General features: G+C 61.3%; 21 protein-coding genes. 9 read left to right on the top strand and 12 right to left on the bottom strand.

What is annotated here, in order from left to right; genetic code table 11:
* Positions 1-119: 119 nt before the first annotated feature.
* Both B3C1_RS04120 and B3C1_RS04115 read left to right on the top strand, forming a co-directional pair.
* On the top strand, positions 120-974 hold the full coding sequence (locus B3C1_RS04120; protein WP_008483111.1) for a CoA transferase subunit A: 855 nt from the start codon (positions 120-122) through the stop codon (positions 972-974).
* On the top strand, positions 967-1,737 hold the full coding sequence (locus B3C1_RS04115) for a CoA-transferase subunit beta (protein WP_008483110.1): 771 nt from the start codon (positions 967-969) through the stop codon (positions 1,735-1,737). Before B3C1_RS04120 ends, B3C1_RS04115 begins: the two co-directional genes overlap by 8 nt.
* Here the strand turns inward: B3C1_RS04115 and B3C1_RS04110 are convergent.
* Entirely contained in the window at positions 1,734-2,513 is a 780-nt protein-coding gene (locus B3C1_RS04110; RefSeq protein ID WP_035481112.1) for an IclR family transcriptional regulator domain-containing protein, read from the bottom strand. The genes B3C1_RS04115 and B3C1_RS04110 overlap by 4 nt on opposite strands.
* An 85-nt stretch (positions 2,514-2,598) precedes the next feature.
* Here B3C1_RS04110 and B3C1_RS04105 point away from each other — a divergent pair, with 85 nt between their 5' ends.
* The 3 genes from B3C1_RS04105 to B3C1_RS04095 are packed head-to-tail and all read left to right on the top strand — an operon-like array spanning position 2,599 to position 5,310.
* The gene (locus tag B3C1_RS04105) at positions 2,599-3,324 is read left to right on the top strand and encodes an SDR family NAD(P)-dependent oxidoreductase (protein ID WP_008483107.1); all 726 of its coding nucleotides are present in this window, start codon (positions 2,599-2,601) and stop codon (positions 3,322-3,324) included.
* Positions 3,321-4,607, top strand: a complete 1,287-nt coding sequence (locus B3C1_RS04100) for a hypothetical protein (protein ID WP_035481050.1) — start codon at positions 3,321-3,323, stop codon at positions 4,605-4,607. The genes B3C1_RS04105 and B3C1_RS04100 overlap by 4 nt, the downstream gene beginning before the upstream one ends.
* A 52-nt stretch (positions 4,608-4,659) precedes the next feature.
* Complete coding sequence (locus B3C1_RS04095; RefSeq protein WP_008483105.1) at positions 4,660-5,310, top strand: MarC family NAAT transporter; 651 nt, start codon at positions 4,660-4,662, stop codon at positions 5,308-5,310.
* Positions 5,311-5,337: 27 nt separating this feature from the next.
* Here the strand turns inward: B3C1_RS04095 and B3C1_RS04090 are convergent, their stop codons facing one another.
* The 6 genes from B3C1_RS04090 to B3C1_RS04065 all read right to left on the bottom strand — a co-directional run bounded on the left by B3C1_RS04090 (position 5,338) and on the right by B3C1_RS04065 (position 10,519).
* Positions 5,338-5,874 (bottom strand): glycine zipper 2TM domain-containing protein, encoded by a 537-nt coding sequence (locus B3C1_RS04090; RefSeq protein WP_008483104.1) that lies wholly within the window; start codon positions 5,872-5,874, stop codon positions 5,338-5,340.
* A gap of 126 nt (positions 5,875-6,000) precedes the next feature.
* Positions 6,001-6,837: a hypothetical protein gene (locus tag B3C1_RS04085; protein ID WP_008483103.1), complete on the bottom strand. Its 837-nt coding sequence runs from the start codon at positions 6,835-6,837 to the stop codon at positions 6,001-6,003.
* 3 nt (positions 6,838-6,840) lie between these two features.
* Complete coding sequence (locus B3C1_RS04080; protein WP_008483102.1) at positions 6,841-7,527, bottom strand: glutamine amidotransferase-related protein; 687 nt, start codon at positions 7,525-7,527, stop codon at positions 6,841-6,843.
* Positions 7,528-7,589: 62 nt separating this feature from the next.
* Positions 7,590-8,231, bottom strand: coding sequence for a hypothetical protein (locus B3C1_RS04075; protein ID WP_156804443.1), 642 nt, complete (start codon positions 8,229-8,231; stop codon positions 7,590-7,592).
* Between the two features lie 117 nt (positions 8,232-8,348).
* Positions 8,349-9,458: a bifunctional chorismate mutase/prephenate dehydrogenase gene (tyrA, locus tag B3C1_RS04070; RefSeq protein WP_008483100.1), complete on the bottom strand. Its 1,110-nt coding sequence runs from the start codon at positions 9,456-9,458 to the stop codon at positions 8,349-8,351.
* Entirely contained in the window at positions 9,458-10,519 is a 1,062-nt protein-coding gene (locus B3C1_RS04065; RefSeq protein WP_008483098.1) for a 3-deoxy-7-phosphoheptulonate synthase, read from the bottom strand. The genes tyrA and B3C1_RS04065 overlap by 1 nt, the downstream gene beginning before the upstream one ends.
* A 324-nt stretch (positions 10,520-10,843) precedes the next feature.
* Here B3C1_RS04065 and B3C1_RS04060 point away from each other — a divergent pair, with 324 nt between their 5' ends.
* Positions 10,844-12,988 carry a M4 family metallopeptidase gene (locus B3C1_RS04060; protein WP_008483096.1) on the top strand — a complete coding sequence of 715 codons (2,145 nt, stop codon included), beginning with the start codon at positions 10,844-10,846 and terminating at the stop codon, positions 12,986-12,988.
* A 53-nt stretch (positions 12,989-13,041) separates the two neighbouring features.
* Here B3C1_RS04060 and B3C1_RS04055 read toward each other — a convergent pair whose 3' ends face one another.
* From B3C1_RS04055 to B3C1_RS04045, 3 genes are read right to left on the bottom strand one after another with little or no spacing between them, the layout of a single operon-like run.
* The gene (locus B3C1_RS04055; RefSeq protein WP_008483094.1) at positions 13,042-16,152 is read right to left on the bottom strand and encodes an efflux RND transporter permease subunit; all 3,111 of its coding nucleotides are present in this window, start codon (positions 16,150-16,152) and stop codon (positions 13,042-13,044) included.
* Between the two features lie 8 nt (positions 16,153-16,160).
* Positions 16,161-17,228: an efflux RND transporter periplasmic adaptor subunit gene (locus B3C1_RS04050; protein WP_008483093.1), complete on the bottom strand. Its 1,068-nt coding sequence runs from the start codon at positions 17,226-17,228 to the stop codon at positions 16,161-16,163.
* A 51-nt stretch (positions 17,229-17,279) separates the two neighbouring features.
* Entirely contained in the window at positions 17,280-17,600 is a 321-nt protein-coding gene (locus tag B3C1_RS04045; RefSeq protein WP_035481047.1) for a hypothetical protein, read from the bottom strand.
* Between the two features lie 103 nt (positions 17,601-17,703).
* On the opposite strand from B3C1_RS04045, the gene B3C1_RS04040 reads away from it, so the two are divergent.
* On the top strand, positions 17,704-18,006 hold the full coding sequence (locus tag B3C1_RS04040) for a hypothetical protein (RefSeq protein WP_008483091.1): 303 nt from the start codon (positions 17,704-17,706) through the stop codon (positions 18,004-18,006).
* 218 nt (positions 18,007-18,224) lie between these two features.
* Complete coding sequence (locus B3C1_RS20735; RefSeq protein WP_008483090.1) at positions 18,225-23,003, top strand: S8 family serine peptidase; 4,779 nt, start codon at positions 18,225-18,227, stop codon at positions 23,001-23,003.
* A gap of 73 nt (positions 23,004-23,076) precedes the next feature.
* On the opposite strand, the gene B3C1_RS04030 is transcribed toward B3C1_RS20735, so the two are convergent.
* A complete protein-coding gene (locus B3C1_RS04030; RefSeq protein ID WP_008483089.1) occupies positions 23,077-23,511 on the bottom strand; it encodes a hypothetical protein in 435 nt (144 codons plus the stop codon).
* 317 nt (positions 23,512-23,828) lie between these two features.
* Here B3C1_RS04030 and sbcB point away from each other — a divergent pair, with 317 nt between their 5' ends.
* Positions 23,829-25,244 (top strand): exodeoxyribonuclease I, encoded by a 1,416-nt coding sequence (gene sbcB, locus B3C1_RS04025; RefSeq protein ID WP_008483088.1) that lies wholly within the window; start codon positions 23,829-23,831, stop codon positions 25,242-25,244.
* Here the strand turns inward: sbcB and B3C1_RS19265 are convergent.
* Complete coding sequence (locus B3C1_RS19265) at positions 25,241-26,077, bottom strand: M23 family metallopeptidase (protein ID WP_008483087.1); 837 nt, start codon at positions 26,075-26,077, stop codon at positions 25,241-25,243. The two genes, sbcB and B3C1_RS19265, sit on opposite strands and share 4 nt — an antisense overlap.
* Positions 26,078-26,102: the final 25 nt, after the last annotated feature.

Here is a 26,102-nt window from a genome sequence, read left to right as displayed (position 1 = left end):
CCAAGGCGGTGTTTTTTGCAGCACTGCTCCGTCCTGATCGCCCTTGACAGCCACCGGAAGGGCCTCTTAGGATTTCCACTAATCGAACATACGTGCGATAGTCGAACAACGAGGCTTACATGGCTGAACATTTGACCCTGAGGGACGCCATCCAACGACATGTCCTGCCCGGCAGTACAGTGGCACTGGAAGGTTTTACCCACCTTATCCCCTACGCAGCGGGCCTGGAGATCATCCGCCAGGGCATCACCGGCCTGACGGTCGTCCGCATGACCCCGGATCTTATCTATGACCAGCTGATCGGCATGGGCTGTGTCGACAAGATGATCTTTTCCTGGGGGGGCAACCCCGGTGTCGGCTCCCTGCACCGCTTTCGCGACGCCTTCGAGCACCAAAGGCCCAAGGCGCTGGTTATCGAAGAGCATGCCCACGCCGCCATGGCCAACGCCTACGTCGCCGGTGCCAGCGGCCTGCCCCTGGCCCTGTTCGACGGCTACCTTGGCACCTCCTACGAGGACATCAACCCCAACATCAAACGCCTGACCTGCCCCTTTACCGGCAAGGCCCTGGCGGCGGTGCCGGCCATCAACCCGGACGTAGCCATCATCCATGCCCAGAAGGCCGACAAGGAAGGCAACGTCTGGCTGAGCGGTATCGTCGGGGTGCAAAAAGAAGCGGTGCTGGCGGCCAAGGTGGCCATTGTCACCGTCGAAGAAGTGGTGGACCGGGTTGATGACAGCCAGGGCGGCACCGTCATTCCCGCCTGGGTCATTGACGCCGTCTGCGTGGTACCCATGGGGGCCTTCCCGTCCTATGCCAGCGGCTATTACCCGCGCAACAACCGCTTTTATATCAAGTGGGACGCCATAGCCCGGGACTACGACAGCTTTAAGGCCTGGATGCAGGACTTTGTCCTGGACACCCAGGATTTTTCCCATTACTTGCGTAAGTTGCAGGAGGCCGATTATGTCTGAGCAAGCCTACAGCGCCTCGGAAATGATGACGGTGGCGGCCGCCCGAATGCTGGCCGAGGATGATGTCTGTTTTGTGGGGATAGGTTTGCCGAGCGCGGCGGCCAATATGGCCAGGCTCAGCCATGCCAAGCAGATCAAGCTTATCTACGAAAGCGGCACCCTGGACACCAAGCCCAATGTCCTGCCCCTGTCCATCGGCGACGGCGAGCTGGCCGACACCGCCATCAGTGTGATCTCGGTGCCCGAGATGTTCCGCTACTGGCTTCAGGGCGGCAAGATCCGCACCGGTTTCCTGGGCGCCGCCCAGATTGACCGCTTCGCCAACATCAACACCACGGTGATCGGCGACTACGCCAAGCCCAAGGTGCGCCTGCCCGGCGCCGGCGGCGCACCGGAGATCGCCTCCCACTGCGGCCGGGTGCTGATCACCTTGAAGCACAACGCCAGGGCCTTTGTGGAAAAGCTCGATTTCATTACATCAGTGGGCTTCTTGGACGGCGGCGACAGCCGAGAGCGCCTGGGCCTGCCCGGCAAGGGTCCGGCCATGGTGATCACCGACCTGGGTATCCTAGAGCCCGATCCAGTCACCAAGGAGCTGACCCTGACCGCCGTTCACCCCGGGGTAAGCGTCGAGCAGGTGGTAGCTGCCACCGGCTGGCCCCTTAAGGTTGCCGCCACCGTAGCCACCACCCAGGCGCCCACCGCCGAGGAGCTGGCCATACTCCGTGACCTTAACGAACGTACCCAGGCCGCCTACGGCTAAGGCAGGGCCGCCGTCATCCGGGCGGCGGCCTCTTCCAGCAGGGGCACAAACTCCGACACCAGCCGCTCAGGGGACACCTTCGACACATGGGAACTGACGTTCAGCGCAAAGCGGATGTTACGGTGCCGGTCATAGACAGGTACCGCCACCGAACGCAGCCCCAATTCCAACTGCTGGTCGTTGATGGCATAGCCCTGGGTCCGCACCTTGTGCACTTCCTGGCGAAGGGCATCGACTGTGGTCAGGGTGTAGGGGGTCAACTGCACGAACTCCACCTGTGCCAGGTATTCTTCCAACCGCTCGTCGCTCATGGCCGCCATCAGCACCCTACCCATGGAGGTGGCAAAAGCGGGCAATTTGGCCCCCACCTGCAGGTTGATGGGCATCAGCCCCCTGACCGGGATCCGCGCTATGTAGACGATGTTGGGGCCGTCCAGCACCGAAGCCGAGCAAGACTCCCCCAGCTTGTGGGTCACTTCTTCCATGTAACGGGTGATAACGCCACCAAAGTCCAGGGTGGACAGGTAGCTGTAGCCCAGATCCAGCACCCTGGCGGTAAGCCGGAACTGCTTGCCGTCACTGCTCACGTAACCGAGTTTTTGCAGCGTCAACATAAAACGCCGGGCCGTGGCCCGGGACAGATCATTCTTCTTGGCCACCTCGGTGAGGGTCATGGCCGGGGTTTGGGCATCGAAGGACTTGATCACCTCCAGACCCCTGGCAAAGGTGGCCAGAAAGTCCTTGTCCGGACCTTCCTGTTTGCTCTGTTCCGTCATGGTATTGTGCATCATCAAACTTGGACATTATGTTCGAATATCGCACATCGCAAGGCGATCGCCAAGTCCAGTACAGGAGTTTTTCATGTCAGCAAAGCCCTATGTCATCGTCACCGGCGGTGCCCGCAACATCGGCCAGGCCATCAGCCTGCGTATGCAGCAAGACGGCTACCAGGTGATAGTCCTGGACGTGGCGGCCCCCGAAGCCCCCTCCCTTACCCACCATTACCAAATTGATTTGAGTGACGGCCAAGCCACCGCCGAACTGGTCAAGGCCCTGGGCCAGGAGTTCGGCATTACCCGCCTGGTCAACAACGTCGGCCTGGTCAAGCCAGCTGGTCTGGACGAGGTCAGCGAAGCCGATTTCCTGTCCCTGATGCACCTCAATACCCTTTGTGCCCTGCACTGCGTGCAGGCCCTGACCCCGGTGATGCGCCAGCAGGGTTTTGGCCGTATCGTCAACAACTGCAGCCGGGTGGTGTTGGGTAAAACCGACCGCAGCGCCTATAGCGCCAGCAAAGGCGCCCTGCTGTCCATGGCCCGCACCTGGGCCCTGGAACTGGGGCCTCACGGCATCACCGTCAACAACGTGGCCCCGGGCCCTATCGCCACCTCCGCCTTTTGGGCCAACAACCCACCTGGGTCCCCCAAGGCCCAGAAGATCATCGATAATATTCCCCTTGGCCGCATGGGCCAGCCGGAAGACGTGGCCCAGGCCATGAGTTTTTTCCTGGATGAGCGCTCCGGCTTTATCACCGGCCAAACCCTCTATGTGTGCGGCGGCGTAACCACAGGCCTGGCCCCGGTATGACCAGGCTGCAGGGGGCCATGGCGGCCCTGATGGCCCTGGGCCTGGCCCTGGCGGTGGCGCACCTGGTAAGCCCCCTGCCCCTTTATTGGGCCGGTATGGTGTTCTGGCTGGCCGCCCTGCTTAAGCTGCCATCCCTGCCGCCTTTACTGAAAAGCCAGGTGCTGCTGCTGACCCTGGCCGGCGCCACCCCCCTGGCGGTGCTGCTGGCCCTGGGTAAGGACGCCCAATGGCAGCGGGCCCTGGCCGTTAACCTGCCCCTTATCTGCATCATCTTGGCGGCAGGGCTGCTAAAGCTTATCTGCCTGCCGGCCCCCGGCAAGGAAGGGGCACCCGCCAAGGGCCCCAAGGCCCTGTGGCAGACCCTCTTTGGCGTCCACGCCTTTAGCGCCGCCATCAACATGTCGGCCCTTTACATCGCCGCTGACCGCTTAAGTGCCCAAAGGCCCCTAGACATCAACCAGGCGTCGGTACTGGCCAGGGCCTTCACCTTGAGCATGTACTGGTCGCCACTGATGGCCGGCATGGCCCTGGCGCTCAGCTGGGCTCCAGGGGCAAGCCTTAGCGAGCTGATGCGTTGGGGCCTGGTGCTGGCCTTGTTGTCACTGCTGATAACGGCCCTGCAGATCCGGCTGCAAGGTAAAGGGGACTATCAAGGCTTTGTGGGCTTCCCGGTATCCCTGTCGTCCCTGGCCATACCGGCTTTTTTAACGGTGCTGGTGCTGGGCATCAGCCATTTGGCCCCGACACTCTCGGTACCCTTGCTGGTGGCGGGCTTGGCGCCGCTCTTGACCCTGGGGGTGATGTTTTGGCGCAAGGGAACCCAGGGGGTAAAGGCCCTGGCTCGCCACGGCCGGGAACAGCTGCCCGCTCAGGGCGGTGAGCTTTGCCTGTTCCTGGCCGCCGGCCTCTTTGCGGTGGGGTTGTCCAATGCCTTTGGGGCCCTGGGGCTTGGCCAGCAGCAACTGGTGCTCAACCACTGGCACACCCTTGGGATCCTCGCCGGTATCGTGCTGCTGGCCTATTTGGGGCTACACCCCATCGCCTCCATTGCCATTGCCGGCTCCTGGACCCAGGCCATGGTGGTGGACCCCAACCTGCTGGCCTTCACCTACCTGGCGTCTTGGAGCATCGGGGTTATCGCTAATCCCTTTTCCGGCACCATGCTGGCCATGGTGGCCCGTTACGGGGTGCCTTATCACAATCTGCGCCGCCATAACCTGCCCTTTGTGCTGGTAAGCCTGGTGCTGGCCGGGGTATTGATGGCACTTATCCCGCCGGGCTGACAGACCGGCGGATTTTGCTAGGATGGGGACATGTTCTTCACGGAAGACGGCCATGAACCACTTTGTCGAACTTAGCCTGGCAACCGTTGCCGCCCTGTTACCCATTATCAACCCCTTCAGTACCGCCGCCCTGTTCCTGGGGCTGACCGAGGGGGATCTGCCCAGTTGGCGGCGCCAGCAGGCCAAGATGGGGGTGATCTACATGGTGGCGATACTGGTGGTGTTCCTGCTGGCCGGTACCCTTATCATGAATTTCTTCGGCATTTCCCTGCCGGGAGTCCGCATAGCGGGTGGCATATTGGTGGGCCGTGTGGCTATCGGCATGCTCTATCCCAGAGATGAAGAAGGTAGCGAGGCGGCCCACAAGGAAAACCGCAAACGCAAGGACGTCTCCTTCTTTCCGTTGGCCATGCCCAGCCTGGCCGGCCCCGGCGCCATCGCGGTGACCATCACCCTGGCCACCCTGGCAGACAGCTGGAGCCACTATCTGGCCATCATCATCGGCATACTGGTGATGGGGGTTATCACCTACCTGACGCTGCTGGCGTCGGGGGCCATCACCCGGGTGCTGGGGGTGACCGGCATGCAGGCCCTGACCAAGATCATGGGCTTTCTTATCTTTTGCATCGCCGTGCAATTTATCGTCAATGGCGTTTTGGACCCCAGCCTGTTGGCCCGCCTCAAGGAAGGGTTGGGGCTATAAAAAAGGCGCCCTTGGGCGCCTTTTTCATCATTGCTGGGCGGTGAGGATCACCTGGCCGTTCTCCACCGGTAGGGTTGGTCCCGGCTTGTGGTCCATACGCACCGTTTCGGTCTTTTCACCCAGGCGGTAGGTCACGTCATAGCCCAACAGTTTCTGGGACTTGTCATAGACGGTTTGGCATTGGCGCTCGGTGACCTGGGTCAGATCTTTGTCCTGCATGTCCTTTTGCACCTGGTTTCCGGCATAGCCCCCAGCCGCAGCGCCAGCGACGGTGGCCAACTTCTTACCGCTGCCGCCGCCAACCTGATTGCCCAGCACACCGCCTACCACGGCGCCTATGACCGAGCCTGTGATGCGGTTCTCGTCCTGAACCGGTTTTTTCACCGTTCTGACCACGTCCTGGCACGCCTGCCTGGGGGTACTGATGTTCTGGTTGACCGCCTTGACCTTGATCACATCGGCATAGGTAGGGCCACTGTCGTTCAGTGAGTAAGCGGCAATGGCGCCACCACCGGCTGCCACGGCCACACCCACGGCAACGCCGGCCAGCATGGACTTGTTCATAACACTTCCCTCTTTCGGTTCTAGCGCCCAAAGAGTAGGAAGCCTTGGCCAAGGGCAAGCTGAACAGGCCTGGGGTTGGCCGGGTTGATGACAGGTTTGTTCAGGAAAGGCTTGGCTAAAGCGGCCTCAGCGCCAAATGGTGTCCAACAGCTGCCAGCGGGCAGCCAGGGCTTGAACTTCCAGGTCCGCCGCATCCTGGTCGTAGTAAGGTAAATCCGCCACCAGCCCTTCCAGCCCTGGTGCTGAAAAGCCCGGCAGCAAGGCCTTGAGGAACTGAACATAGGCCAGGGCCCGCACCGGCTGGTAGAACTCGCCGTTGTCCGGATCGGCCAGCTCGGCGGCCAGTACCGCCAGGGCCATCACCGATCCCTGGCGGGCGGCCGCTTCGAAGTAACCTATGGCCTGGCCACGCAGCTGATAGGCCGGGCCCTGTCCGGTGTAGCCGGCCATGTCTGCCTGGTAGCTGACCTCGAAACCGCGCATCAGCTGCGCCAGCAGGTAGCCTTGCTGGGCCGAGCCTTCCTTGAGGCCGACCAGAAAAGGCTTTTCCCGCCAGGCTGCCGGCAGGTTTTTACAATGGGCCAGCCAAAGGGCCATGTCCCCCTGGCCAGGCTCTTCGCCGCCCCGCTGGCTGCAAAATTCGATGCCCTCGGCCAGGCCATACATTTGCGCCCCGTCCACATTGGGCCAGGCCAGGGCGGCCGCCAGGGCATCGCTTGGGTTAAAGTCATGGCGCAAGGTGACGATTTTCTGCCTGAGGCCAGCCATGGGATCGGGGTCAAGCTCAGGGTCGGTCAAAAGGTCTGCGGTCTGTGCATCGTCGTCGACCGGGTCGGCCTGAGCCTCAAAACCGGGGGCGGCGCTGCCCAAAGCGGCCGGCTGCGGGGGCGTCAAGGCCGGACGCTGGCACCACCACAGCAGTACCAGCAATGCCGACAGCAACACGCCTGGCCAAAGGCGCATGGTTCAGCCCAGTCCCAACTGGCTGGCAAAGCCGTCCAGGAAACGCAGCAGCAAGCCGTTCATCTCGGTAAAGTCCTGGGCCAGGAAGGTCTCCGGCGCCATCACATATGGGCCTTGGGGCAAGGGGCCCTGGGCCAGCAACCCTTCCACCAGGCCAGGGTTGAGTTCCAAATGACACTGAAAGCCCCAGGCCTTGTCGGCAAAGCGTACTATCTGGCGGGGACAGCCGGCACTTTGGGCCAGCACTTTGGCCCCTTCGGGCAGGCCGGGCATATCCTGGTGCCAATGGCCGACCAGCAGCTCTTTGGGGAAGCCGGCCAGCAAGGGATCGGGGCCGGTAAGCACTATGGGATAGACACCAATCTCGGGCTCTGGGCTGGCCTGGTGACGGGCCCCAAGGGCGGCGCCAATCAGCTGAGCGCCAAGGCAGACTCCCAGCACCCCCTTGCCTTGGGCAAGGGTATCGCGGATCAGTTGCTGTTCGGCCTGGCTGTCAAAGTAGGGACAATCCTGGGTATCGGGGCTTTGGGGACCTCCCATTACCACCAGCAGCTCTGCCTCACCGGCCTTGGGCAGGGGGTCGTTGTCGTAAAGGGCACTGACCGCCACCGCCAAACCCCGGCTCTGCGCCCATTCCAGTATGGCCCCTGGGCCTTCAAAGGCTTCGTGGACCAGGATCTGGATCTGCACTGACTGTACTCCTTAAAGCAAAAGGCCAGCATAAAGCTGGCCAGGAAACGGATGAAAGCAATTTAAATCACCGCTTTACCGCCATAATGCTGCTGGCGATCCAGCACGTCGTCCATAAAGGGGGTATTGGCACTGACAAAGTCCACCAGGTGGAACAAGTCCGGCAGCAGTTGGTGGAATTGCTGGCGCCCCCTCAACAGGGTAACGGCAATACCTTTTTCCACCACTTCGGCTTTGAGATCGTAACCCAGGGTGTTGAGGCTCAGCAGCCCTTGGCCATCAAAACGTTCAGCCAGCCAGATGGCGCATTGGCCCTTGGGGCTTTTCAGCCAAGCCGGATGCTGCCAATCCCCATAGCGCAACATCAAGGTTACCCAAGGCAGCAGCAGTGCCAGCTGAATAAGGTAGGTGGACAGGCTGCTGGCGTCCCCGAAGTCGTACCAGGGGCGGTCGGGAGCCAGTATGTGGTACTGCCAGGCGGTGAGGCCTTCAAACAGCAGCAACACCAGCAGGGCCACCGCCAGAGATTGCCATAGGCCAGGAGTCAGCAGCGGCAGGCGCCGGGCCTGGCCGTAGAGCCCCAGCCAAAGCACAGCCAGTAGCACAGTGAAGAAAGGGTTGAACGCCATGGACGGCGCCAACAAGGCGGATAATGGGTAGCAGCCCAACAGCAATCCGTAACAGACGAACAGTACGGTTCTCATGATCAAGTCCTTGATGTAGTAGGCACCTTCCTGGCGCCGGTTGGATTTTAACCTTTTACAGCAAGGACTTGCAATGAACCCGAGTTACAGCCTGCAAGGCAAGGTAGCGGTTTGGCGTTAACTTCGGCGGTTATCCTTGCTCTGAGCTAAGAGTAGCTGACTTTCCCGTAAAAACGACTTCGCTAAAGGACCGAAGTACTGTGCGACATCGCCGAATTTTGCCACGAAAGATGCCCTGTCCCCTTCCTCCAACAGGGCGATCACCTGCCCCAGCCGGGCCTGGAAACGCTTGATAAGGTCAAGGTGACCCTTGTTGGACAGGATAATGTCGGCATAGAGCTCGGGGGACTGAGCAAAGAGGCGCCCGACCATGGCCAGCTCCAAACGATAGATGGGAGAACTCATGGCCAGTAGCTGTTCCAGATCGGCTCCTTCTTCCTTGAGGTGCATGCCAAAGGTAAAGCTGGTGAAGTGTCGCAGGGCCTGGATAAAGCCCATGGCCTTGTCGTGCTCTGCAGGGTCCACCGCCACCGCCTTGACCCCCCAAAGCCCCATCTGGGCGATCAGCCAGTCGTTATCCCCTCGCCCCTGGCAGTGGACCACCACTTCCTTGGCAAAACTGGAAACGTCCGGGCCGAACATGGGGTGCAGTCCCAGCACAGGCCCGGGGTGCTTGGCCAGCATGGCCGCCAAAGGCGCGCTCTTGGTGGACGTCAGATCCACCAGGGTGCACTGCTCCGCCAGCGGCGGCAGCGCCTCTATCACTGCCAGGGTCTGGTCTATGGGCACGCTCAGCACCACCAGGCCGGCACCGGCCAGCAAGGCGTCGGCGTCTTGCCAGTCGTCTTTGTCCAGGGCCGCCACCTGGTAGCCTGAGGCCTCGAAGTACTGCACAAAGCGGCTGCCAAGGCGGCCTTTACCCCCCACTACCACCACCTTGCCAAGGTCAGGGCGCAGGCATTTGCTGCCCGCCCCCACTTCCTGTTGGTAGGACTCGCGCATGCAGCGGCGCAGTATGTCTTCAATCAAGTCGGGACTCAGGCCCCGCTGCTCGGCTTCGGCCCGGCGCTTGGCCAGCATGCTCGCTTCCCGGTCCGGGGCATAGATGGGCAGGCCATGCTCACGCTTGACCTCCCCCACTTCCCGGACCAAGGCCAGCCGCTGGTCCAGCAACTCCAGCAGCGCCTGGTCCACTTCGTCGATACGGCTACGAAGGTCGTCCAGCATCAGCAGGCTTCCTCTACGGCCTGCATGCCTTCGAACAGCTCGGCCAGCAGGTTGGCGGTGGTGTCCCAACCCATACAGGCATCGGTGATGGACTGGCCGTAAACCAGACTGTCTCTGGGCCCTGCCGATTGGGCTCCTTCCACCAGATTGGACTCGAGCATCATCCCCATCAGCGCCTTTTGGCCGTTCTGCCGTTGGTGCAATACCTCACGGGCCACCAGCGGCTGGCGGCGATGGTCCTTGCCGGAGTTGGCGTGGGAGCAGTCCACCATGATGGCTTCATTCAGGCCAGATTTTTGCAGGTTTTGTAACGCTTCCTTTACGGACGCGTCGTCGTAATTTGGTTTGGCGCCGCCCCGCAATATCACATGGCCGTCCGGGTTACCTTCGGTCTGCAATACCGCCACCTGACCGCCCTGGTTGATGCCCATAAAACAATGGGGCTGGGAGGCGGCCTGCAAGGCGTTGACCGCCGTTGACAAACTGCCGTCTGTGCCGTTTTTGAAGCCCACCGGCATGGACAGGCCAGAGGCCATCTCCCTGTGGGTCTGGGATTCAGTGGTTCGGGCACCTATGGCAGACCAGGCAAACAGGTCAGCCAGGTATTGGGGGCTGATGGGGTCCAGCGCCTCTGTGGCCACCGGCAGACCCAAGTCCGCCAGCCAGACCAGCAGCTCCCTGGCCAGGCGCAGCCCGGTTTCCAGGTCGAAACTGCCGTCCAGGTGCGGGTCGTTGATCAGGCCCTTCCAGCCTACTGTGGTACGGGGTTTCTCAAAATAAACTCGCATCACGATATAGAGGCGGTCTTGATACTGATCATGGAGGGCCTTAAGGCGGGTTGCGTAGGCTTTGGCAGCCTCCAGATCATGGATGGAGCAAGGGCCACAGACCACCAGCAGCCGGTCGTCACGGCCGTGGATCATGTCGGCAATGGCCTGGCGGGCATCGGCGATACGGGCCAGGGAGGCTGAGGATACGGGGATCTGGGCTTTCAGTTCGAGGGGACTTACCAGAACCTGTTCGCCACGGATGTGGACGTTGTTCAGGGCATCTTTTTGCATTTTCACACCTTGCTTAAAGTTTTGTTTACACAAAGAGGCAAGGCTTGATATTGCGCCTGTATTGACTTTAAACCAAACCTGCCTACGCAACACCTGCACCCTACCATTGCGCCCCTCGGGTTGCCTAGCCCCAAGCCCCGCTTTTTGTGCTTTTGGCGGCTTTTTGTCCAGAAAGACGATCAGGCAAAAGCTGCTCAAGCAGCCATACATTTGCTCATTTTTAAATCAAGTGTTGACAGCAAAGGCTTTTGTTATCTAGTTGTAACGAGTCCGATCTAAGGGAGGACCGGACCTCGATACCTATAACGAACAAGGAACTTGTCCATGAATAAACTTGCACTAGCAGTGTTAAGTACGGCCGCCTTTGCGCCTTTGGCCATGGCCGCCAACATTGTCGACATCAAACCCGGCAGTCCTCGTGCCGAAGCCCTCAAACCCGACCAGGATCTGGTCAAGATGTTGGGACTGCCCCAGACCCAGGAGCTGCGTAAAAAGGTCATCAAGCGCGGCGGCATCGTCAAAACCCGTATCAAACAGCGCTTCATGGGCGTGGAAGTCTTCGGCCTGTCCATGGCTGCCGACATGGATACCATGGGGATCTACCACAACCTGACCGGTCAATATGTGGAAGGCCTGGAAGGGGATTTGGCCGACGTGAAACCGGCCTTCAACGAGAAGGCGGCTCAGGCCAAGGCGGTGGCCTATCACGGCCTGGCAACGCCGGAGCGCGGCAAAACCAGCCTCTTTATCTGGCTGGACGAGGAACAAAAAGCCCATCTGGTGTACCTGGTAGACCAGTTTGTTGGCGGTGATGAGCCGCGCCGCCCCATGACCATCATCGATGCCCACAGCGGCGAGGTGCTCAAAAGCTGGGATCAGTTGGCCTTCCAAGACGCCACAGGTCCTGGTGGTAACCAAAAGACCGGCCAGTATTTTTACGGCACCGATTTTGGCTACCTGGACGTGGACAGCAACTGTCGCATGGACAACACCAATGTCACCACGGTGAACATGAACAACAGCACCTCCGGCGGTTCTGTGTTCCAGTTCACCTGTCCTGAGAACACCTACAAGTCGGTCAACGGTGCCTATGCCCCCCTGAACGATGCCCACTACTTCGGTGGTGTCATCTTCAACATGTATTCCGACTGGCTGCAAACCGCCCCCCTGACCTTCAAGCTGACCATGAGGGTCCACTACGGCAACAGCTACGAGAATGCCTTCTGGGACGGCTCCGCCATGACCTTCGGTGACGGCGGCTCCACCTTCTATCCCCTGGTAAGCCTGGACGTATCTGCCCACGAGGTGTCCCACGGCTTTACCGAACAAAACTCCGGCCTTATCTATTCCGGCCAGAGCGGCGGTATCAACGAGGCCTTCTCGGACATGGCCGGTGAAGCGGCCGAGTTTTACATGAAGGGCAGCAACGACTGGATGGTGGGCGCCGAGATCTTCAAAGGCTCGGGGGCCCTGCGCTACATGGACCAACCCAGCCGGGACGGCAGCTCCATCGACAATGCCTCCGACTACTACAGCGGTATGGATGTGCACTATAGCTCCGGCGTCTATAACCGCGCCTTCTACCTCATCGCCAACAGCAGCGGTTGGGACACCCGCAAGGCGTTCGAACTCTTTGCCCTGGCCAACCAGGTGTATTGGAATGCCAGCTCCGACTATGACGACGCCGCCTGCGGCGTGGTTCAGGCCGCCACCGACCTTGGCTTCAGCGTGGCCGACGTCCAAACCGCCTTTACCACTGTTGGGGTCGATTCTTCCTGCGGCAGCACCCCACCTCCAGAGGGCGGTGAGCTGACCAACGGCGTACCTGAAACCGGTATCAGCGGTGCCAGTGGCTCAGAACAGTTCTGGACCCTGGACGTACCGGCCGGCGCCAGCAACCTGGTGTTCAACACCAGTGGTGGCAGCGGTGATGCGGATCTGTACGTGCGCTTTGGCAGCGCGCCCACCTCCAGCAGCTACGACTGCCGTCCCTATAAGAGCGGCAACAGCGAAAGCTGCAGCTTCAGTGCGCCCCAGAGCGGTACCTACCATGTGATGCTGCGTGGCTATAGCGCCTATTCAGGGCTGACCCTGACCGGTAGCTATGACGCCGACAGCACTACCCCAGGTAGCTACGAGAACGGCACCGACACCAATATCCCCGATAACAACACCACCGGTATCCAAAGCGTGATTGCCGTGGACCGCAGCGGCGACAGCGGCACCGTCTCCGTGCAGGTGGATATAGTGCACAGCTACCGTGGCGATCTGCAGATCGATCTGCTGGCGCCCAACGGCCAGAGTTTTCGCCTCAAGAGCATCGGCTCTGACAGCGCCGACGATGTCCACGAAACCTACAGCGTCAACGCCAGCGGTATCGACAGCAGCGGCACCTGGACCCTCCAGGTATCCGACCGCTACAGCCAGGACACCGGTTACCTGGACTACTGGTCGCTGAGCTTCAATTAACACCCGCAAACAAAAGGCCGGACAATTGTCCGGCCTTTTTTATGGGCTCTTGCTTATTGGGACCTTGGTGCCAACAGCAGGTACAGGGCAGGCAGCAGTAGCAGGGTCAGCACCGTTGCCGACACCAGCCCCCCTACCACCACGGTGGCCAGGGGCTTTTGGATCTCCGCCCCCACCCCGGTGGCCAGCAGCATGGGAATAAGGCCAAGGGCCGAGGTCAGGGCCGTCATCAACACCGGCCTGAGCCTCGACAAGGCCCCGGCCTGGACCGCCTCGGCGGTGGCCATGCCCCCCGCCAGCCGCTGATTGATGGCATCCACCAGCACCACGCCGTTCAGTACCGCCACCCCAAAGAGGGTAATAAAGCCGACACTGCCCGGTACCGACAGGTATTGACCCGACAGATACAAAGACCAGATCCCCCCCACCAGGGCCAGGGGCACCGCCGACATCACCAGGGCCGCCTGGGCCATAGAGCCGAAGGTCCAGTACAGCAACAGGGCAATCAGCCCCAACGACAGGGGCACCACCAGCATCAGCCGGGCCTGGGCCCTGGCCTGGTTTTCAAACTGGCCGCCAATCTTGAGGTAGTAGCCGGGGGGCAGGGCCAGTTCGGCCGCCGCTTTGGCGTTGATATCGGCCGCCACCGACCCCATGTCGCGCCCGGCCACGTTGGCCTGCACCACCAGCCGGCGCTGCACGTCGTCCCGGCGAATTTGAATGGGGGCCTGCTCCAGGCTCAGCTCGGCAATATCACGCAGTTGCACCCTATAGCCCTGGGGGCTGGTCAGCCACAGGGCGTTCAGCCGGGCCATGTCCTTACGGTGAGCAGCGGCCAGGCGCAGCTGCACGTCGTAGCGCTCGTTACCGTCCACCACCTGGCCTACCTGCCGGCCACCTATGCCGTCCGACACCAGCGCCATCAGATCCGCCACCGTCATGCCAAGCTGCGACAAGCGCTCCCGCTTGGGTCTGACCACCAGTTGCGCCTCCCCACCCAACTGCTCCAGGGCCACGTCCCGGGTGCCAGGCACGGCCTTGACCAGGGCTTCAAGGTCGGCGCCTTTAAGGGCCAGCACCTCAAGGTCCGGGCCGAACAGCTTGATGGCCAGTTGGGCCCGGACGCCGGACAGCAGCTCGTCCACCCGGGTGGCGATGGGCTGGGAGAAGGTCAGCAGCAATCCCGGGTGGCGGGAAAGGGCCGCCTCCATCTTGGCCTGGAGCGCCGGTCTGGTGTCGGCACTTTGCCATTGGTCGAGGGGTTTTAGGCCAAGGTAGATCTCGATATTGGACACCGGCTCCGGATCGCCCCCCAGCTCCGGGCGCCCCACCCGCGACAGGGCATAGTCCACCTCGGGAAAGGCCAGCAGCTGCTGCTCTAGCTTGCCGGCCACCGCCAGCGCCGTATCCAGGCTTGCCGACGGCGCCAGGGTCACCCTGATGTTCAAGGTGCCCTCCTCCAGCTCCGGTACGAACTCGGTGCCCAGGCGAGGCAGCAGCATCAGGGTACCGGCCACCAGCAACAGCGCCCCCAGCACCAAGCTCTTGGGCCTTGCCATACAAAAAGACAAGACCCTGCCATAGCCTGCCTCAAGGGCCTGTAAGGGCCGGTTGGCACGGGGCCTGACCCCCTTGGCAAAGAGCAATACCGCCAGGGCCGGCACCAATGTCATGGCCAGCAACACCGCCGTGGCCAGCGCCAGCATCATCGACAGGGCCATGGGGATAAAGAGCTTGCCTTCCACCCCCTGCAGGGCAAAGAGCGGGGTAAACACCAGTAGCACGATAAGGGCGGCAAAGAAGCTGGGCCTTGCCACCTGGCGGCAGGCTAGCCCCACCACCTTTCGGGCCTGTGGCCTTTGCTGGCCGGCAAACTCCCGGAAAATCCCCTCCACCATCACCACGGCCCCGTCCACCAGCATGCCGATGGCGATGGCCAGCCCCCCAAGGGACATCAGGTTGGCCGAGATCCCCAGAAAGGACATCCAGGTCAGGCTCATCAGCAGCGCCAGGGGTATGGTGACCAGCACCAAAAAGGTGGCCCGCAGGTTAACAAGAAAGAGCGCCAGCACCACCAGGATAAAGACAAAGGCCTGGGCCAGGGCCTGGGTAACGGTGGCCACGGCCTTGGCGACCAAGTCGGACTGGTCGTAGACCGGCTCCAGGGTAACACCGGCCGGCAGGGCCGCCGCAATGGCCGGCAACCGCTCCTGGATACCGGCTATGGTGGCCTGGGTATTGGCCCCCATGCGTTTAAGGACGATGCCGGAGACCACCTCCCCCAGGGACACCACCTGCCCTTGCTGGCGCCGGGTCATGGACACCGCTCCCTGGCGCACCTCGCCGCCAAAGCCCACTTCAGCCAGATCACGTACCCGGATGATGCGCCCTTGGCGGGCCTGCACCACGGTGTCGGCAATGTCGTCCAGGCCCTGCTGGCCCGGTCGGTACCAACCGGCGCCCCGCACCACCAGCTGCTCCTGGCCCCGGTCCAGGTACCAGCCGCCGGCGTTCTGGTTGCCCTTTTCGATGGCATCGGCCAATTGCTCGAAACTGATGCCAAAGGCCAGCAGCCGGTCCGGGTCGACCTGCACCTGGAACTGGCGCACCTGGCCGCCAAAGGACAATACGTCGGTGACCCCGTCCACCGGCATCAGCATCAGCTTGACCAGGTAATCGTTGAGGCTGCGAAGGCTCATGGCGTCCAGGCCGCTGTCTGGGCTTGCCCTAAGCAGATACTGGAACACTTGCCCAAGGCCCGAGGTATTGGGCCCAAGGCTGGGTTGGCCGACCCCCTCCGGAATAAGGGCCTGGGCTGCCTGCAACCTTTCCAGCACCAGTTGCCGGGCAAAATAGATGTCCACCCCCTCCTTGAACACCACTGTCACCACCGACAGCCCAGTCTTGGACACGGAGCGCACCTCCTCGACGTCGGGCAAGGCATAAAGCACCGACTCCACCGGATAGGTAATGAGCTTTTCCACGTCCTCGGCCGCCAGACCCTTGGCCTCGGTGTTGAGGGTGACCTGGACATTGGTCACGTCGGGGAAGGCGTCCAAGTCCAGGGCCGGCAGGCGCCATAGGCCAAGGGCCGTTGCCAGCAGCACCAGCAGCAGCACCAGCCAGGGATGGCGGATACTGGCATCAATCAAACGATTCAGCATGGCGCCTCCTAGTGGCCGTGGGGGTCAAAGCCGGCCTTGGCCAGCTCTGCCGCCAGGAAAAAGGCGCCCTGGCTGACCACCTGGCTGCCAGGGGCCAGCCCCTCGACCACAAAGCCCCCCAGGACCGCCTGGCCCCTTTGCACCTCTTGGGGTACAAAGCGCCCGTCCCGGGCCACAAACACCTGCCAGTCGCCGTCCGGCGAGCGCACCAGGGCCTCTTCCCCCAACACCAGCCCCTGGCGGCCCAGGGGCTGGGCCAGCTCCACAGTGGCGAACTGGCCGGCGTGCCATTGGTGGTCCGCATTGGCCAGGCTCAGGCGCAGGCTGCGGGTGCGGGTGTCGGTTTGCAGTTGATGGGCCAGAGCCTCGATCTTGGCCGCTCGCCGCTCCCCGGCCACCTCGACCCAGGCGCTGTCACCAGGGGCCAGGCTAAGGCGGGTGTCGGCGGGCAGGCTGGCCTGTACCCAGAGCCTGGACTCGTCCGCCACCGTCAATAGCGCAGTGCCGGCTATGATGCGCTGGCCCACCACAAACTCATCGCTCATCACCAGGCCCGCCAAGGGGGAGTGCAGCTGGTACTGGCCCAAGGCAAAGGCCTGGTGGGATTCCACCGCCGCCAATTGTGCCTCGGCCACACCGGCGGCCAGTACCGCCGCCCTGGCATCCTGGTAGCGGGTGCGAAGCAAGTCCCGCTCGCTGTCCGACAAGGTGCCTTTGAGACCTTTGGCCCTTTGCCAGTCCAGCCAGGCCAGGCGCAGGGCCGTTTGCCGCTCGGCCAGGCCTTCACTGTAGAGGGTGACCAGGGCCTGCCCTGGGCTGACCTTGTCCCCAAGGCTTGCCTGGCGGCTAAGGACGGTGGCGTCCAGCCTGGGCGCGATAATGGCCTGGCTGTCAAAAGGGGTGTGCAGTTCGGCCGCCAGGCGCAGGGGCTGGTAAAGGGGGCCGGGTGCCAGGGTAGTGACGCTGATGCCGGCAAGGCGCTGCTGTTGACCGTCCAGCACCAGGCCTTCGGCAGGTTCGGCCTGCGCATAGGCCGCGCCCAGGGCCAAAAGCCCCAGGAGATAAAGCTGTTTCATGGATTACCTCGTTATCGAATAAAGACCAATGCCGCTCTGCGGCGCCGGGCGTTAAGCGATAGGAGGCCTTAAGGGGTGGCTGGGTGGCGCCAGGCGCGCCACAAAGTCCGGTGCCCTGTGCAGGGACGCACCGGGCTCGAAGGCCAAGAGGCTATGGGAAAGGGGGGCTGCCGTCATGTGGCCGGCATGGCAATGGCTATGGGCACATTCCTGATGGGCTTTTTGGTCCAGGTCCTGCGTGCTCAGATGGCTGCTGGCCTGATGATCGCTGTGGTTGTCGGCCAGGTGCGCGCCAAGGCTTATCCCCTGAAGGACAAGGCAAAGGCTCAAGGCGAGGGTGAACAACAAAGCGCGCATAAAGGTCCGGGTCATGACGTTCCTTCTAGGCTACTGGATATCGGCGCCCAGTCAAAGCCCCGGGCTTGGCAATGACGCCTTGGCCGCGCCACAATAACCGTAACCAAAGGAGATCTTGATGTTGCTGTCCAGCCTCTTGTTTGCCGCCCAGTTGGCCCAGCCCTTTCCCAGCCCCTATAGCGCCCAGGCAACCCGTCTTTGCGAATTGGCGGTCAGGGGCCGCCTGGGTATGGTGCGCACCGACCATCTTCAGGTGCAGCATCAGAACCAATTGGTGGTGGTAAGCGGCACCGCTCTCAAACCCAGAGACCCCATCACCTTTGTCTGCGAATTTACCCTGGACGAGCAGGACCAGTTGCACCTGACCAAGCTGGAGTTATTGGCCTTGAGCACGGCGCCCGCAGGCAACACACAATTGTAACAATATGACTGAGCAGCGCTTGACCAACCTCAAGATATAGCGCAAAAACATACAATTAAGCCATTGATTAAAAAGGAAATTAAACCGAGCCCCCTGTGTCACACCCGTTTTATGACCTGTAGCATTTTGTATGGTGGCATTGCAGGCAAGATGTGAAGTGTTTGTTATTCCGAGGCCCGTGAGGCACCCAATACAACGATATTGTCTCGGAAGGACACATGAAAAAAACACCTATCTACCTTGCCCTGGCTACCGCCTGCGTAGCCCTTGGTGCAACCGGTGCACAACTGCACCAACTGACCCTACCAAGCCAGGCCATCAGCCAGCTTAAGAGCCGCCAACAGGCGGATAACCTAAAGCAGAACAAAGGCCTGAACATTGCCCTTACCCCCAGCCGCAAGTTCAGCCCCGAAGCGGGCCTGACCGGCAGCCACCGCTACATTATTCGCTTGAAAGACAAACCGCTCAGCCAATATGGCGGTGAGTTACAAGGCTATGGCTCAGCCCTGGTGTCGAGCCGCAGCGGTGAGCAAAAGCTTGATCTCAAAGGTACGGCCGCCAGCCGTTACAAGGCGTTGTTGGAGCAAAAGCAAAGCCACTTTATCAGCAGCGCCAGCAAACTGGGGGTTAGCGTCAGCCCCCAGGCCCAGTTCCAACTGGCCATCAACGGCATGGTCGCCCAGTTAAGCCAAGCGCAAGCACAGCGCCTGGCAGAACTGCCGGAAGTGGCCCATATCGAGCGGGTGCAAATGCGCCAGCTGCTGTCTGACACCGGTGCCAAGCACATAGGAGCAGGCGACGTTTGGGCAGGCAATACCGCCAGTGGCGTTGGCTACCTGGGTGACGGCATGGTGGTGGGAATCATCGACACCGGCGTAAACTCCGATCACCCCAGCTTTGCCGACACCGGCGCTGACGGGGTCAAGATAGCCAACCCCCTCGGCAGCGGCCATTACCTCCATGACTGTACCAAGGCCGGTTTTGAAGACCGCTGTAACGACAAGCTGATCGGTATCTGGTCCACCCCCATCATCACCGATACTTTCCAAGATCCCTACTTCGCCGAAGGCCGCCCGGCCATTGGTGAGGACTATAACGGTCACGGCTCCCACACCGCCTCCACCGCCGTGGGTAACGTGCTGGACGCCGTACCGCTGCAGCTGGCCTCGGTGGGTAACGGTGACGGTGTCGACACCGGCTTTACCTTCGAACGCCTCTCCGGCATGGCCCCCCATGCCAACCTCATCACTTACCAGGTCTGCTACCCGGGCAACAGCGGCGACCTCTATGCCGGTTGCCCAACCGATGCCCTGGTTGCCGGTATCGAGCAAGCCATTGAAGACGGCGTGGACGTCATCAACTTCTCCATCGGCGGCAGCGAGAAGTTCCCCTGGGAAGACAGCGTCGAGCTGGCCTTCCTGTCGGCCCGCCAGGCCGGCGTATCCGTGGCTGCCGCCGCCGGCAACAGCGGCGGTGACGGCTGGCAGGAATATTACGGTTCGGCCGACCATTCCAGCCCCTGGCTGGCCACGGTGGGTGCTACCACCATTCCCGACGGTATCCTGGTTCACGACCGCTACCTCAAGGATTTGAGTGGTGGCGACACCACGGCACCGGCCAATCTTCAAGGCCTGGGGATCACCGACGCCTTCACCGGCAACATCGTCTATGCAGGCGACTTTGGCGACGCCCTCTGCCTGGCCTCCTTCCCTGCCGGTACCTTCAGCAGCGACCAGATCGTGGTTTGCGACAGGGGCGATAACGCCCGGGTGGAGAAAGCCGACAACATCAAAGCCGGCGGTGCCGGTGGCTTTATTCTGGTGGATGTGAGCCCAGACACCACGCCGGTAAACGACGTCTACTCCCTGCCGGGTATCCATCTGGGGATAAGCGAAGGCGAGCAGCTGAAAACCTGGCTGGCCAGTGGCAGCGGCCACAGCGGCACCATAGAAGCAGCCCTGATAGAGGAAACCTATGATCCGAGCGCTGGCGATCAGTTGGCCTATTTCTCTTCCAGGGGCCCGGCCAATACCCACGGCGATTACCTGATCCCCGACCTGGCCGCCCCCGGTGTTGATATCTATGCCGCCTACGCCGACGAGCACCCATTCAGCGAAAGCCCGGTGTCCAGCGATTGGAGCTATCTGTCAGGCACATCCATGGCCAGCCCCCATGTGGCCGGGGCCATGGCGCTACTTAAACAAGCACACCCGGACTGGAGCGACGCCGAAGTGCTGTCGGCGCTGATGATGACGGCAGAGCAGGTCTGGTGGAAAGGCGAAAAAGCCAATCTCTGGCAAGCCGGCGCCGGGCGCATCAATGTCGCCAAGGCCATCGACACGGGCCTGGTGATGGACGTGCCGGTCGACGATTTCATGGCAGCCAATCCCCATAACGGAGGCGATGTCAAAGCCCTGAACCTGCCAAGCATGGTCAACAGCCAATGCCTGGGCACCTGTTCCTGGCTGCGCACTTTCACCGCCACCCGTGACGGTACCTGGGAACTGGCCACCGACACCGGCGAACTGTCCTACGTGCTGGACGTCCATCCCAAGCAGTTCAGCCTGCAGGCCGGGCAAACCCAGACGGTGATGGTGACCGCCTCCATCCTCGATGCCCAAACCCCTCTTGGCAACTCCGAGTTCTTCCTGGATGGCCAGTTGACGCTGACCCCAAGCGATGCCGCCCTGCCAGCTTTGCACCTGCCGGTGCAAGCCAAGTTCAGCCACGGCCGCCTGCCCGAGGCCATGCAGGTGCCGGTCAACCGCAACAAGGGGCAATTTGGCATCAACCACCTGACCCTGCCCGCCACCGACAGCCTGGACGGCGAGGTAACGGCCCTGGTCAAACCCGCCATCGAAACCCTGACCCTCAAGCAGGACAGCAACTATGAGCTGTGGGACGACATCACCGACGGTACCAGCCTGCGCATTCTGGAAGTGCCGGCCAATACCGCCCGCCTGATCGTCGAAAGCCTGGGTCTGGTTGAATCGAGCATCGAAGAGCCCTATAAGCAAGGTTCATTGACCGTGGTCATCGGCAAGGACATCAACGGTGACGGCCTGCCACAGTTCGACACCGAAGCCATCTGCCTGTCCAACGCCTCGACCATCAACAACTACTGCAATATCAACGAACCCAGCGCCGGTAACTATTGGGTGGTGCTGAACAACTACGCCAACGCCCTGCCCTATGGCGAAACGGCCACCGACAGCTTCAAGGTGGCTACTGCCATCGTCAGCAAAGACGTTGCCACCGATGCCAGCCTGTCGGTGCCGGCCAGTACAGACGGTGTCAACCCGGCTACCGTTACCCTCAACTGGGCCCTGGACGACTTCAGCGAAGGTGATTTCCGTTATGCCATGTTGAGCCTGGGCCATCAGGGCAGCAAGGACAACCTGGGGTTGATCCCGCTCAAAGTGGTGCGTGAGGCGGACGATGTCAGCTTCAAGGTCAGTAAAACCAAGGCCAAGCCTGGCGATGTCATCGACTTCTCAGTCAAGGTCACTCCCAATATCCAGGGCCTGGACAGGCAATTCAGCCTGGGATTGGCGCTGCCGGAGGGGCTGACCCTGCTGCCCGACTCCGTGGCGCTTGGCACCCTTGGCGACCAGGAACTGGTAGTGGATGGCAACAGCATCAGCCTAAGCGGCGTGCAGCCCAACACCGCCGATCTGCTGCCCCGTTACCAGACCAGCACGTCCCTGACCGACGCCCAATGCCGCACGCCCGACATCAACAGCGACACCGACGGCGGCTATAAGGACTTGGCCAGCTACGGCGTGTCACCGTTGCCTTTATGGGACGGCGGCTACACCGCCGAGGCGCCCCTGGATCTGTCCTGGATCTGGTATGACTTGGCCGCCAATGAAGGCGTCAGCCTCTACCACAACCAGGCTTATAGCCGCACCCAGACGGTCACCATCAACCCGGCCGGCTTCATCGACCTCGAAGGCCTGCCCCTGTTCTGGCCCTTCCACTATCCGCTGCCCTTCGACGGTTTCCCCTACAGCGTGATAGCCCCCCTGTGGCGCGGGCTCTTTGCGGTGGACTACAGCCCGTCTTTCGGCGATGCCCTGGCCGGCATCTCGGTGGCAGGCCTAACCCATAGCGACAACAGCAAGACCCTGATCGTCGAGTGGGACAATGTCTACACCCAGACCATAGACGGCTCCACGCCCAACGACAGCTTCGACTTCGAGGCCTTCATCAACCTCGATTACAAGTTTGAGAAAGGGCAGCCGGAGATCATCTTTGCCTACGGTAAGCTGGACGGGCAGCTGGCCGGTGTTGCCGGCTTCCCGGCCAATATCGGCGGCAGTGTCGGTGTCAAAGGCTTCCAGGGTCCTCTTGATGCCTTCGGTCCCATCTACGGCTACCTTGGCACCCAAGTGGCCTACGATGAGAGCCTGAACCAGATCCAGGAGGGTGTGGTGGTCTGTCTCGACTATCGCGGCCCTGAAGAGAGCCAGATGTCCCTAAGCTTCCAAGCCAGGGTCAACGAAAGTGCCATAGGCCAGGATATGGCCCTGACCCTGGAGAACCAGGTCGAAGGGCTGGACGATGACAACAAGACTGCCATGCTGTCCGTTGCCACCAATATCCAAATAGCGCCCATGGCCGATCTCAGCACCGAAGAAAATACCGCCATCGAAGGCATTGAAGTGCTGTATGTGGACAACCTGGGTGGTGACAACAGCATCAGCGTGACCGGCAAGCACATCAGTGCCACTGTCCACGGCCACGGCCCCGGTGCCACCTTTGATCTGGTCCCGGAAGCCAACTTCCATGGGCAAACCCTGGTTACCGTCACGGTGGCAGACCAAGCCGCCCCCAACGACAAGGCCAGCACCAGCTTTATGCTGACCGTTAACAGTGATGGCGTAGACCCTGTGGAGCCGCAACCCACTCCAGACGCCGACAACGGCGGTGGTGGCGGTGCCTTGGGCTTTGGTCTAGCCTTGCTGGCCCTGCTGGGATGGCGACGCCGCGCCTGAACCAGCCTTTAGGCAAAAAGAAAAGGCCGCTCTTGGGCGGCCTTTATTTTTAGTTGCAAGCAAGGGTTGGTGCTCAATACGCCATGGGCTTGGGAACGATCTCCACCCGGGTCAGGCGCAAGGCGCCCAGCTCCTTGTTGGTTTCCACTGCTTTGGCAAGCCAGGCACTCTTGTCGAACGGGTTTATCAACCGGTACGACAGCTCAAGCTCACAGCGATAAGCGGCATCCTGCCACTCACCCAGGTAGTTCTCGGCCGACAAGGTACCGGCGATAACAAAGCGACGCTCGTCAGGCTCCAGCACTGTGGTGGTCCACACCGACAAAGAGCGGGTAAAGGCGTCTTCAATCTTATGGTGGATCTGGGTTTCACACTGCCGGGACGCCAGGTCCCGCCAGTTGATCAACTCATATCCTTCCCTGTTACTGTAATAATGCTCCAGCACTACGGCGACAAAGGCCCCATGGGCCAGGGTCACGGCGGCGGCAACGGTCAAGCGCAAGTCCATATGGCAATCCCTTGATTACGAAGCAGCAAATTCAAACCTGTAACCTAATCTAGGCAAATATAGTTCAAATTCTTTACAGTTGCCCTTCCGCTAATACTGAATCTTGGTTAAACGGTGCCGCTCATCACACTTCTCATCGGTCTTTCACTGAGTAAAATTAAATTCGCAAGCAAGGTAATCGACCCTGTCGAGACCCCTCTTATTCAGGCCGCTTTTCCCACCTCTGCGGCCTTTTTTTTTGCCTCTTCCCAGCACCCTGTTTGGGTCCGAAGCCGCCTTTAGTTTAGACTGGGGTTTTGCTCCCACAGACCCGCTTCATGACTGCCAGCCTGCTTTTTCACGATTTTGAGACATTCGGCACCGATCCTAAAAAGGACAGGCCCTGCCAGTTCGCCGCCATCCGTACCGACGAACAGCTCAACCCCATCGACAGCCCCAAGGTCTGGTTCAGTCAGCCCACAGACGACTACCTGCCCCACCCCATGGCCTGCCTTATCACCGGCATCACCCCCCAGCAGGCCATGGCCAAAGGCGTGGCGGAGCCCGAATTCATTCGCCTTATCCACCAGGAGATGAGTCAGCCCCAGACTTGCAGCCTGGGTTACAACACCCTGAGGTTCGATGACGAGGTCACCCGTTTTACCCTGTATCGCAATTTCTACGACCCCTATGAGCGGGAGTGGCAAAACGGTAACAGCCGCTGGGACTTGATAGACATGGTGCGGGCCACCTATGCCCTGCGCCCCGAGGGTATCGAATGGCCCTATTACGAAGATGGCAGCCCTTGCTTCAAGCTCGAAGAGCTGTCCAAGGCCAATGCCCTGGTCCATGCCCGCGCCCACGACGCCCTGTCGGACGTGGAGGCCACCATTGGCCTTGCCAAGCTGATCCGCGACCGCCAGCCCAAGCTCTATGACTATTTTTTCAAGCTGCGCCGCAAGCAGGCGGTAACGGCCCTTATCGACGTCATTAACCTGCAACCCCTGGTACATACCTCCAGCCGCTTCCCGGGCCTGCAAGGCTGCAGTACCTACGTGGTGCCCCTGGCCTGGCACCCGGTCAACAAAAATGCGGTGATCGTCGTGGATCTCAACGGCGATCTGGCGCCGCTTTTAGATTTGGACGGCCAGGCCCTGCGCCAGCGGCTCTACACCCGCAGCGCCGATCTGGAAGAAGGCCAATCGCGGCTGCCGGTCAAGCTGGTTCACCTCAACAAGTGTCCCATTCTGGCCCCGGCCAAGACCCTGGGCCCGGAGCGGGCCGACGAGCTGGGTATAGACCGCAACCGCTGCCGCCAAAACCTCGACACCCTCAAAGCCCACCCAGAGCTGCGCGACAAGCTGGTGGAACTGTTTAGCGACAGCGGTGACTTTGCCGAACAGGACGCCGAAGAAGCCCTTTATGGCGGCTTTATCAGCGATGCCGACAAGGCCAGCATGGCCCTGGTGCGGGCCAACCAGGACCCTAACCGCCTGACCCAGATCCACTTCAAAGACCCCCGCCTTAACACCCTGCTGTTTCGTTATCGCGCCCGCTACTTTGCCCAGACCCTCACCGAAAAAGAGCAGCTGCGCTGGCGCCAGTACCGGGAAGAAGTGCTGGTACAGGGCAGCCGGGGCTTTGGTATGCAGGATTTCATGCTGGAACTGGAAGTCTTGGCCGAGGAAAGGGCCGATGACGAAAAAGCCATGGCTATCCTCAAGCAGCTTTACCTCTACGCCCAAAACCTCTAAGGCTGACGGGCCAGTTGGGTCTGGGCCGGGGCCTGGTAAAGGTGTCCTGCCATCAGGCCCCGTCTTGGGCCCTCTTCTTTGGTATCGAAGTTGACAGGCAGGGACTGGGGCTCACCGTCCTGATTGGCGGTCTTGACCACAAAGTGCAGGTGCGGTTCGGTGGAAAAGCCGGTATTGCCCGCCGCCCCAATTACCTGCCCTGCCAGCACCCATTGCTCAAGGGCCACCCTGGCGCTGTTGGCTTGCAAATGAAAGTACTCGGCCAAAGTACCGTCTTCCTGCTCCAGCACCAGATAGTTGGCGTCCTGGATACAGCGGCGGCTGTCGCAGCCCCGGGTGGAGTCCATCCGCATCGCCACCACCCGCCCGGCCCGGGCCGCCACTATGGGGGTGCCCTCCGGCATGGCGATATCCAGGGCATAAAGGCTATGGAGTTCCTGGTGGGAAAAACGCCCGCCCCAGCCCTGCAGCACCCGGAAGCGGCCTTTAAGCCAAGGCAAGCGGTAGAGCACGCTGTCGTCGTGGACGGCGCTGGCGCTGCCTCTGGCCCAGTTGTACCAATAGCGCAGTTTCCAGGGCCCAAGCTTGGTGAAGATCGCCACCGCCCGGCTCTCCCTTGGGCCAAGCTGGGCCAGCAACGGGATGGCAGGTTCGGCCTTGAGGCCGCTGAACTGAGCCTCGACCTTGACGGTGACAGGGGCGGTACCGCTGTTCTGGGCCACCAACACCACCTTGTTCTGCCGCTCCTGCATACTCATGCACAGCTGTCCATCACAGGCCAAAGCCAGGGATGGGCAAAGCAGCACCAGCAGTAACCAGAAGGCTCCCTTCATCGGGTAAATTCCTGTGAGATCAATC

The sequence above is a fragment of the Gallaecimonas xiamenensis 3-C-1 genome, from assembly GCF_000299915.1.
Classification (GTDB): Bacteria; Pseudomonadota; Gammaproteobacteria; order Enterobacterales; family Gallaecimonadaceae; genus Gallaecimonas; species Gallaecimonas xiamenensis.
The sequence above is the reverse complement of the archived record's forward strand: the minus strand, read 5'-3'. Positions and strand labels throughout refer to the sequence as shown.